This window comes from Methylobacterium hispanicum, from assembly GCF_022179285.1.
Lineage (GTDB): Bacteria > Pseudomonadota > Alphaproteobacteria > Rhizobiales > Beijerinckiaceae > Methylobacterium > Methylobacterium hispanicum.
The window spans coordinates 1-10539 of record NZ_BPQO01000060.1 but is presented as its reverse complement, the minus strand read 5'-3'; the positions used below and the strand labels follow the sequence as shown (position 1 = coordinate 10539).

The 10539-nt window shown below is 59.4% G+C and carries 7 protein-coding genes and 2 pseudogenes; 2 read left to right on the top strand and 7 right to left on the bottom strand.

Going from position 1 to position 10539, the window contains the following annotated elements; genetic code table 11:
• Positions 1-1704: 1704 nt before the first annotated feature.
• Positions 1705-3381: a glycosyltransferase family 4 protein gene (locus MFF56_RS31445; RefSeq protein ID WP_066924809.1), complete on the bottom strand. Its 1677-nt coding sequence runs from the start codon at positions 3379-3381 to the stop codon at positions 1705-1707.
• Positions 3378-4181 carry a sulfotransferase domain-containing protein gene (locus tag MFF56_RS31440; protein WP_156453876.1) on the bottom strand — a complete coding sequence of 268 codons (804 nt, stop codon included), beginning with the start codon at positions 4179-4181 and terminating at the stop codon, positions 3378-3380. Before MFF56_RS31440 ends, MFF56_RS31445 begins: the two co-directional genes overlap by 4 nt.
• A gap of 131 nt (positions 4182-4312) precedes the next feature.
• On the opposite strand from MFF56_RS31440, the pseudogene MFF56_RS31435 reads away from it, so the two are divergent.
• A pseudogene (locus tag MFF56_RS31435) lies at positions 4313-4838 on the top strand (transposase); the annotation flags it as partial.
• 466 nt (positions 4839-5304) lie between these two features.
• Here the strand turns inward: MFF56_RS31435 and MFF56_RS31430 are convergent.
• From MFF56_RS31430 to MFF56_RS31415, 4 genes and pseudogenes are all read right to left on the bottom strand, one after another.
• A complete protein-coding gene (locus MFF56_RS31430) occupies positions 5305-5598 on the bottom strand; it encodes a MucR family transcriptional regulator (protein ID WP_197430674.1) in 294 nt (97 codons plus the stop codon).
• Positions 5588-6301: a glycosyltransferase family 2 protein gene (locus tag MFF56_RS31425; RefSeq protein ID WP_156453877.1), complete on the bottom strand. Its 714-nt coding sequence runs from the start codon at positions 6299-6301 to the stop codon at positions 5588-5590. The genes MFF56_RS31430 and MFF56_RS31425 overlap by 11 nt, the downstream gene beginning before the upstream one ends.
• Positions 6302-6366: 65 nt before the next feature.
• A complete protein-coding gene (locus tag MFF56_RS31420; RefSeq protein ID WP_156453878.1) occupies positions 6367-8220 on the bottom strand; it encodes a sulfotransferase family protein in 1854 nt (617 codons plus the stop codon).
• Positions 8221-8344: 124 nt separating this feature from the next.
• Positions 8345-9002 (bottom strand): annotated as a pseudogene (locus tag MFF56_RS31415) (NAD-dependent epimerase/dehydratase family protein); the annotation flags it as partial.
• Positions 9003-9221: 219 nt separating this feature from the next.
• Here MFF56_RS31415 and MFF56_RS31410 point away from each other — a divergent pair.
• Positions 9222-9557: a hypothetical protein gene (locus tag MFF56_RS31410; protein WP_066927104.1), complete on the top strand. Its 336-nt coding sequence runs from the start codon at positions 9222-9224 to the stop codon at positions 9555-9557.
• A 6-nt stretch (positions 9558-9563) separates the two neighbouring features.
• On the opposite strand, the gene MFF56_RS31405 is transcribed toward MFF56_RS31410, so the two are convergent.
• Positions 9564-10539 (bottom strand): calcium-binding protein (locus tag MFF56_RS31405; RefSeq protein ID WP_283207456.1); only part of this gene is annotated, 976 nt, incomplete at its 5' end.

The window sequence follows — 10539 nt, the reverse complement described above, 5'->3', positions numbered from 1 at the left end:
TGGCTCCCTGACCGTGAGCGGTAGGGAGCAAGAGATGCACGGGGGCGGGGTGGGTCCCTATTGGACGCCGATCAGCCCCTCAGCCGGGTCCTTTTTCCACGCCGATACCCAACCTCGGGCATCTTCACCTTCTCCAGGACCATGCCGTGGTCGACCGCGGCTTGCGCCGCGCGCTCACCTGTGTTGCCCTGATCAAGAGGCAAGTTCGACGTTATCGTCCAGGGGATCGCTGAGATCTCTCCTCTCTGATCAGGCCAAGCCGAGCGCGTGACACATGGTTACAACCGGCAAGGCACGCTCGACCCGTTCGCATGTAGATGGGCACGAGAAGTATGTAACAGCTTGATCAAGGGCTCCACCGCATGGTCAGGCATATATGCGCTTGAAAGTGCCATGTAGGCGCGCGCGACGATCTTACGGCCAAGCTCAATGCCTTCCTCTGTCGACACGAGCCAGGAGACGAGATCAGGGATATTTCTAGATGTTTCTTCAAGAAAATGCTCTCCCGGCCTGAATATGGGATGGGGATATAATGGACGACTCACAATCAAAGTCCGGTTCCAGAACCCAAGAAGGCACGACTCATACCATGCGAGAGATCCGATTTCCTGAACATCAATATTCAGTAAAATCTTGGAGTTGCGAGCTACAACATTCTGCACCGAGACCCTCTGAGGACCCCGAGCGCGAAGAACCGCCGAGCTTCGATCCCGTTCAGGATAGTTGATAAAACAACGCAACCGTGCAAAATTCGCCGCGCCCTTTAAAAATACTTCGTCGCGAATGCTATGACCAGATCCAAAGTAACATAGATCCAGCGGCCTACTGGACCACGATTCCGCTGGACGGTACTTCTCGTTTATATCGTCCCGAACGGACATACTAAGAGCATCGGACTTATCGTTGTCGACAAAGATACTTTCTTCATCTAAAGGCAAAGGTAGATACCGTGCGAACGGGATGTCACAGCAGGCATAGAGACTGCAGTTTTGTTCATTATCGTCGATGACTGCGCGACAGGAGAAGAGCAGCGGTAGGATACGCGCTCCGGGTATGGAGTGAAGGGGTTGCGTGGGATAGAGGATTGCGGACGATACGATCCCCTTCGACAGCCAACGCTCCCCCCCTTGTCGAAAAAAGAACTCATGTGGCGCAAAAAAAATGCGATTTTGCACTTGGACATCTATAGAGTGCGTCTCGTCATGTAAGTGAACAGGTATTCCGCGCGACATCAAGGCTATGGAAGTTAGCTCAGCTCGAAGTCGAACTTTAGTGTCACTCGTGCTGTGAACATAGATTGAGATACCTTGGGACGTGGCGTGGACAAGAGCGTCAACCAGATCCTGCTCAGGTAGGGGTTCAGCACCCGAGTAGCTAGGCGAGAGGCGTCTTATCGCTGCGACAACAGACTGCTCGCTACAATAGGGCCGGCCCTCCCACAAGCCATGCGCAATAAAGTGCTCTATGGCATTCGTCTCACTCGTCAAATCGCTGTTCAATCTGAGGTATACCTCCGGACGAAAAGTCGGAAGTCTTGAAATGCCGTACCTTAAAGCTGCAGGATCGGCCAAGTCCCGGAGCGAGCCATTGATGACACTCATGTTCCGCCTGATAATTGGAAATTAATATTAGGACAGGTCCGGCCACGAAGTTCTCTGTCATAGATCGCTGGCAATCACGTACCTAGGCATCGTGCTCCACCGCCTAATCCCACGCGATAAGACCGAGCTTGCACATCCATACAAGTGCCATCGCTGCCACTTCTCGGCGATGGGGTTCGAGCTGCGATAGAAGCTGTTGGAGCGATACAGGCTCCCGTCCGATACAATCCAGCAGAGATTTACATCCCGCCAAATCCATTCGCCAGTTATCTGCGAAGCTATCTAGACGGACGTCGCGAGTACGAAGCAGACCGTCCTGAAGCGCGGCCGAAGTCATCCCTGCAGGCAGCGACAATCGAGTTTCAGGACTCAGAACAGATGTGGCGAAACTGCCAAGCTGGGCATAGGGGTCACCTTTGATCGGATTCTCAGGCCAAAGATCGGACCGGCCAAAACCGCGTTCCTCCACGCGTTTGCGACCGAGATCCGCATTCAATTGCGAAATCTGACGTGCGATCACCGGCCAATCGAAAGATATTCGAATGCGATCACGACCAGCCATGCCCATGCTACGGCGCAACTGAGCATCTACTGCAAGGCGGCCGATCCGTTCGGCGGCCTGATCGATATCAACTGCGGTATGCTGGGCGACTGAGCCGACATAATACTGATAAGCATCCTGGCCAAACACATGACGTAAACTCATCATCCTCCCCGGGAAGCCGGAGGGACCGCCCAGCGTCCGAACAAGAAAGCCTTCAATCCCATCACGAACCGTGTAACGGTAGCCGTCCCAGTCGCTTGCAACGACCGGGAGGCCAGCGGCCATCGCTTCCAACGGAGCCAGCCCGAACGTTTCCTGAATGTTATCGACCAACGACAGGAAGATATCGGATGCCGACCACAACCCGGCAACCACCTCAGGATTGTTGCCATCCAGGAAATGTACTGGCACGTCCGGTGCGTATGCGCGCGCGGCCTCCTCGTAGAGCTCCGGACCAATCGGCTCGTTTGGAAACCAACCGACCATCGCGAAGTGCAGGCGTTTCCCTGCTAAGACTGCCGCCTTGGCGATTGCCTTGAACATCGGCTGTGGGAAAGCCTTCTCGAAAAACGAGAGCCGACCGAGCCAGAGCACCAGCACATCGTCTTGGCCTACATTGAGGCGCGACCGCCACTCCTCCCTACGATCCGGCCGGTCGGCCTGATCGGCAATGGCCTGCCCATCGACGCCAAGTGGAACGAGTGGCAGATCCGGTTGCGGCCGCTTGCTGCCGCCGAAGCGGTCGGACACGTAGTCCGTGAACGCATCGAACATATTGCGCATCGCGTCTTGCACGGAGGGTGAGGTGCAGATCAAAGCGTCCCAAGGCTGGAGCGGGGCGATTGTCGATGCGGCCATGTAGTCGCGTATCGCCGGCGCCCCGATCGTATGAATTAGGCCGATTAGGCTGTAGCGACGGTCGCCGACGTAACGACGCAGCCAAGCTTGGTCTGCTAAGTCTGCTTTACCTCTGAGGATACATCCTGATCTGATAGCCGCGTGAGCATCATAGATGCTTCCGGTCCGGATCCGAGTTCGGTCCATTGGTCCCCGCAGAAGGGCATGTGAGACTTCTTCTTCATTGCCAGGGATGACCGACAACACAGTCAGCTCGTCGAAACCACCGTGCTGAACCAGCGCCTTGAACAGTCCTACATTTGCCGTATCTTTACCAAACGGATTTTTGACGGAGCCAAAATGGGGACTGGGGGTATAAATAGCAAAATTGTTACTCACTTGCCCTCTCCTACCAGTCGCAACCCGGTTAATTCCGTAAACCGCAGCTGATCAGCAGCGTAGAGGCTTCGCAAGTAAAGTCGATCTGCATCCGATAATGGTGCAAGCAATGTAGTTTCTGATCCAACGTTGGCGCGCAATGCCTTTTGGTTCTCGGGGAAGTGCGATATTTCTAGAAAGTCACATACCCTTCGCAGCACTTGGTCAGAAAAATTAGAAAGATCACTCGAGGAGATATTAAGAACTTGCCGCTCCGGGAATACATTATATACTCGCTCAAGTTGATTTGCGTAGAATCCTCGCTCCACGTAGCTGTAGACTCGATGGTGGCCTCGGATGATCGGGTCATCAACCCGGGTGCGTCCTTCGCGGATAGCCCAAGAAAATGGCCGATCGTCGTATCGGCGCCGTGTCTCCATCGCCCAGTGTGAATAGGCTCTCTCAACAGGATCACGAAAAAGAAAAATCATTTTCATGTCGGGATTGTAGTTATAGATTCTTGTAATACTATCTGGCCAATATATATAGATGGGCGTTGCTTCGCCGCGCAAACGCCCATTACCCTCCTCAAAAGAAGCGTGGTAGATATTGTAGTCAGGATTTTCCCAATCGATGTCGGCATCTCGATCGAAAAAGTGAACCTCTTTGCAATCTGCCATTTGCAACTCAGCATGTCGTCGCAGATACTCAAATAGTGCTGTCGTGCCGCCCTTCTGGACACCACCGATCAGGAACCCGACGGGGGGCGTGCCTGTCATCACAACCTCGTATTCACGTCTGGCCATCATGCCGGCCTTCATCACCGTTCCGTATAAGGCATTTTGGGTCTCACCGCGCCTCCCGATCTTTCGTAGCCGATTTCGGCGCGGCGCGAGCTCGGCGATCGCCTCAAGAGCGTGGGACAAAACCGGGGTGAGCGGGTTGGAAGGGTATCGCTGGTCTCGTACCCGACGACCACTGGGCGGTGGTTGAGCCGCTTCTGTGGCCTGAACTTGAAAAGCCGGCAGATGGTCGGTCGCGTGCCTCGGCCCGAGCTGCGCTGGCCGGCATCATGTTGGTTCTGCGCAGGGGCATGCAGTAGAAGCATCTGCCGCGTTCCGAGGTGGGCTGCAGCGGCGCACGACGACTTGGCCGCGGCTGGATGCGTGGCAGGCGGCCGGCGTATGGGCTGCCCTGCACCGGTTGATGCTGGAGCAGTTTCAGGATGCCGATGCGCTCGACTGGTCGCGGGCCGCGTTCGACAGCGCGAGCCTGCCCGCGGAAAAAGGGGCACCGCGCCGGGCCTGAACCCGACGGACGAAGGCAAGCCAGGCACGTAGCGTCACCTCGTCGTGGTTGCCAACGGCACGCCGCTCAGCCTGAGACTCACCGGAGCCCATTGACACGACAGCAGCATGCTGGCCGCTTTCCTTGGTGCGGTGCCGGGCGTCCGCCAGCCCGACACAGGCCGAACCCGGGCAATATGATCGCCCCTGTCCGCGTCGCTCCTGGGTCGAACAGCTAAGAGAGTTCCTGCGATCAAGCCGTAGGCTGCGAGATCTGCAGGAGGCCAGCCCGCCCCGCCTCGCTATGGCAGGCTATACCGCGCCCGCTGGCCAGAGTGGTCGGCCCAGGCATTGATCGTACGCCGCCGCCAATGCCATGAACCGCCGGATCACGTTGCCGACCGGGCGATCATCGGCAGCCGGGGACAGCGAGGCGGCGCCTCGTGATCCGAGCGCCACAGCGCCATCTGTCCTTGCATAGCCTGGATCCGCGTGGTCAGTGCGAGCGCTACGGTCTACCGGAGAACTAGCTGATGGACGACCCCGCCTTCGGCGCTCGGCGCTCGGCGCTCGGCGCTCGGCAAGCAGATCTGACCGAGGAGGCCCGGGCGCCATAGCGGAGCGGGCCGCGCCTCGCGACAACCGGCGGAAGGCGGCCTCAGTCCAGACCTGAGCCATTCTTGCTGGTCAGGGCTCGTAAGCGCTCCCGGTATTCCTGAAAACTCAGGTGGTGCTTCTTGAGATGGCGCTTGAGCGTCTGGTAAGGCTTGACATGGATGAAGCTGATCAGACCGTTGGGCTGGATGCTCTTGCGGACCTGCGTGGAAGCCGTCTTGTACGGATTGGACTTTGTGGATGCCGGGCTCTGTCCAAGCCCGTTGAGGGCTGAGTGAACATCCCGGATTAGCTTCGGCAGTTCAGCCGCCCGGCTTACTCGATGATCAAAGGTCAAGCCATGGATGAAGGAAAGTTAACTGCGCGCGAACACGCTGGTCATGCAGATCAGTAACGGTTCTCAACATCGACTGCCCATGTACGCGATAGCGACATAAAATTTCTGGCAGAAAAATGCCGTGCATGCCATGCTCTATGAACTTAAGCCAGAGATCATAGTCCTCCCACCCAAGATCGAGAGGCGCATAACCTCCGACACGCGCCCACGCACTACGGCGCACAAGCGCCATCGCGTCTACGTAATTGCCGACGCGAAAGAGATCGGGGTCCCATTCCGAAGCGAAACCGAAACCGCGCTCACGGCCGAAAAATTCGATCTGCGAGTATGCCACCGACGCCGCAGACGATTCAAGGGCGCGACTTAACTTCGCAATTGCTGTAGGATAGAGACAGTTATCCGCATCGAGAACAAAGACATACTTGGTCTGGGCAAGTTCAAAAGCGGTGTTTCTAGCCGCCGACAGACCGAGATTACGAGGATGCCTAATTATACAAGCCCGCCGGAAACGTTTGTGGTTTACATCTAACCAATTTGCGGCCAAGGTCGATCCTTCATCGGTAGAGGCATCGTCGACCACGATAAGATCGAGTGTTTGATGCGTCTGCTCAGAAACACTCTGCAGAGCCTCAAGTATGAACTTCTCGTAGTTGTATAAACTGATAATGACAGTGACGGATTCTGAAGTGGCAGATTTGATCATCGCATACTCCCTTAAGACCTCTAAGGGGAGCGGCACAGGACCAAATTGCTGCTTAAGCAAAGTAATCACCTCTCGGAAGATGGAGACAATGAGCGTACAGGAAAGATCTTTCGCCCTTCACGATTGCCATATTTGAGGAAGTGAAATAAAGGCTCCTGCGGTGCTTCCACGACATCAGCGTAGGCCTCCGCATACTGTATAGCACAGAACCGTGGGCCGGGGCTTCGCAACTCACGGCTGCCGTAGGCTACAAAATGGTCGATTGGATCCATCTCGTAACCCTTCAGATCAGAGTTGTATGAGCAGTACCAAGCGGCATCGAATAAGCCGGAGGACTGGACTAAAAGCCTCCTATCACAATGCTCGCGCGACCAGATCTTAACCTTTGCACTTTGAGTCAGAGAGCCCGCAATCATAGCCAACGCTGCTAATGGCGAGCGGCGCAGACGTACGAGCCTCCCTTCGGATTGAGCACGAGCCGCCTGCTCAAGCTTGAGCCGGTACTGCCATAAACGGTTGTCTTTCTCGGATCGGTTAAGCGTCTCTGCTTGCATCTGCTCCGAATGTCGCGCAAGTTCCCGCAGTTCGCATTCTGCTCTTGAACTGACTTGTTCGAGCTCTGTCTCCGCCTTTCGCAGAGCAGCTCGAACCTGTGTCAGTTCTCTCTGTGCCTCGGAAAAGTTCAACGCTGCCTCATCAGCGGCGGCCCTTGTTTCAGTAAGCCGCGATGAAATATCTTGAATCTCAGATCTGGCAGCCTCCAGGGCATCGGCATTAGCTCCATGGGACGCGATCTGTGCAGCCAAGGCTGCGCTTTCCTCCGACTTTGCCTGTGCGCTCTGTTGCTGTAGAACTTGCAGAGTATGCCCCGTCCGGCGAAGCGCTTCAGCGAGAGCACGCGTGATTCTCTCAGCGCTTGGCTTCGTCGCTCCATCCTCTATTCCGACATTCAGGCCATGGAGTAAATTTTTAAACTCAAAGCGGCCATGTGTTCCAACACTGAGGTCGACCGGGGAAGGTATTTTTTTGTCGAGAGCCAGCTGGTTGTTTTTACGCTCCAGAGCCATGACGTATTTGTTGAGATAGCGTTCCCGGATTCCGTTGAGGGCGCCCACATCGCTGAAGCCATGACCGCCCCAAGCCGGCTCTCTTTCCAATCGTCTCAAGTCTTCCACATAACGGTCAAGCTCCGGCAAATCGACGCGACCGTCAATGATCGTCTCATGTTTGTGCGAGTGATCCAGGAAGGCGTCTACCGCTGTCGCTGAAGCTTCCCCGTACGAGAAATCCATACCAATCTGAGCACTCACCCGCGCAATCGTACCCCGCCAATCGGCGAGCAAGCCATCGAAAGAGAGGAATGCACGGGGATGATTGCGCGTGGCCCTTTCAGCTTCTTTGATGTAGCGCAGCCAAAGAAGCCCCCCTCTCTCCGAGGGCCAAACACTTTCAGGAAAGACTTGCGTCTGGCGCCGCGTTAATGAAGCAGCGACCTCATCAGGCGTCCGGTATGGATGTATATAAAGATCTTGCAGGCCCATTTTTCGCATCTCATCCTGCCAAAGTGGCAGGAAAAGGCAGATGCGGGGATCTTTGATCACTACCGACGGGGATCGTGAAAATGTGTTCTGCAGGAACGCTCTGATCCGTTCACGGCCAGGTGCCGACTCACTGCTTTCGATCCATGCAGGATCGAAACCGACAGGATCGTTGACGTCCGAGTCTGCCGCATGGAGCAGCGCATCATGAATCGCCACAACCTCCTCAGGCTCCCAGTGACCCAGCTCATTGCCGGAGAAACCCGGCACAAGCCGCTCTGGCAACTCGACGCCAAGAAGGTTCAGTACGCGCGTTAATGCAGAAGTTCCGCTTCGGTGCATGCCGGCTACGATTATTGCGCGAGGCTGCGCTGACGTCATTAACCGAGATTCCCCACTAATTCGGACTTGGTTGAGCGGCCATTCAATTCATGTCCCCACCAAACAAGACTCCTTAACTGCCGCTTTTGCTTTATCATTTCACCCCGACATATTGAATTCTTGGCAAGTAGCAGAACGAGCGCGTGTACGTACCCTCCCCGTAGAGGGTGATCGGTTCGCCCCTCAGCGCCTGCACGATCAGGTTCGAGACCACGCGCCCGTCGTTGGGGTGCATGCGTGGCCCGTAGGTGTTGAAGATGCGCACCACCTTCACGGGCATGCCGTGCTGGCGTCGGTAGTCGAAGAACAGCGTCTCGGCGCAGCGCTTGCCCTCGTCGTAGCAGGAGCGGAAGCCGATCGGGTTGACCCGGCCCCAGTAGCTCTCGGGCTGCGGATGCACGTCCGGGTCGCCGTAGACCTCCGAGGTCGAGGCCTGCAGGATCTTCGCCTTCACCCGCTTGGCCAGGCGCAGCATGTTGATCGCACCCACCACGCTCGTCTTCGTGGTCTGGACCGGGTCGGCCTGGTAGTGCACCGGCGAGGCCGGGCAGGCGAGGTTGTAGATCTCGTCCACCTCCACGTAGAGCGGGAAGGTCACGTCGTGGCGCATCAGCTCGAAGCGCGGATGCCCGAGCAGGTGCGCCACGTTCCCCCGCGCCCGTGAAGAAGTTGTCCACGCACAGCACCTCGTGCCCCTGCCCCAGCAGCCGCTCGCACAGATGCGAGCCCACGAAGCCCGACTTGCCGGTAACCAGAATCCGCTTGATGGAATCGTACCGCATGAACTGATGACCCGGAGCGTGGGCGACCGGAAACGGCCCTACCGCCACATAGGCGCCTGCGCGCAACGGGTAAAGCTGGATGACGGACCTGATCTTCCCCGTCCGCGCCCCGCCCCTTCCGTTGCCGCCCGGGGCGCGATCGCGTAGCCTCGGCGGTCCAGTCCGTCCGGCGATTCGTGGGGCGATCCCGTCAACCCTGCGCGCGCGAAGAGCCGGTCGGTGAGCGAAGAGCCTGAATACCGGTCGCGCGAGACGATCACGCTGGCGACCGCCTGCTCCTACGCCCTGGTGCGCGCGGCCTTCCTGTTCGCGGAGCCCGGGAGCGCGGGGGCGAGGCTCGGCCGGGTGGCCCTGCTGCTCCTGGTGGAGCTGCCGCTCGTCACGCTGGCGGTCGCCCTCCTCGTCAACGGCCTCGTCCTGCACGTGCTGGGCGGGCGCCTCCGGGGGCGCCTCGGCCGGCGCAAGGCCGCGCAGGACGACGCGCCCGCCGCGCGCCTGAAGCCCTGGCCCTCGGGCGGCGAGACGCCGGCCCGCGAGCCGGACCGCGAGGGCTGAGGCGCCTCAGGCGAAGAGGCCCGCGCCGACCTGCTCGGGCCGGATCCCGGCGAGATCCACCGTTCCGCCCCCCGCCAGCACGAGCCGGGCGTCCCCGTCCGGGGTCCGGTCCAGCGCGTAGCCCTGTCCGCCGAGGCCGATCCGGTCCCCGCCCTCGGGCGCGAAGCCGAGGATCCGCACGCGGCCGGTGCCGGGGCCCATGACGTAGAGGTCGGCCCCGAGCCCGCCCACCAGCAGGGCGGTGCCGGCGCCCGCCACCAGCGTGTCCGCGCCCTGGCCGCCGTAGAGCGTGTCCGCGCCCGCGCCCGCGCGCAGGAGGTCGTCGCCGAGGTTGCCGTAGATCGCCGCGGCCGTGCCCGCGGCGGTGATCACGTCCTGCCCCTGGCCGCCGAACAGCGTGTCGCGCCCCGGGCCGCCGAGGATCGTGTCGTCGCCGAGGTTGCCGTAGGCGAGGTTGTCGCCCGCGCCCACCGCGATCCGGTCCTGCCCCTGCCCGCCGTACAGCACGTCGTCGCCCGCCCCGCCCGTGAGCGTGTCCTCGCCCATGTTGCCGTAGATGAAGGCGCCGACGCTACTGCTGCTCCAGTCGAGCGCGTCCTGCCCCTGGCCGCCGAAGACGGTGTCGCGCCCCCACGCGCCCGCGCTCGTGCCCGCCGCGACGCGGTCGTCGCCCTGGTTGCCGTAGATCAGGTCGTCGTCGGCGCTGCCCGTGACGGTGTCGTCGCCCGCCCCGCCCCGGTAGGTGATCCGCCCCATCGGCAGCACCGCGCGGTCGGGCCCCGGCGTGCCGACCGGGATCGCGTCCGCCACCCCGCCGGGCCCGGCCGTCCCGCCCGGGACCGCCCCGGGCGCGGTCGTCCCGCCCGTGACCGCGCCCAGGAAGGCCTCGAGCACGTCCATCTGCGGGCGATCGACCACGCTGCCGGTGCCGAGCCCGGTCGGCTCGATCGAGAACATGTAGTCGCCCCACCACGGGCCCGCC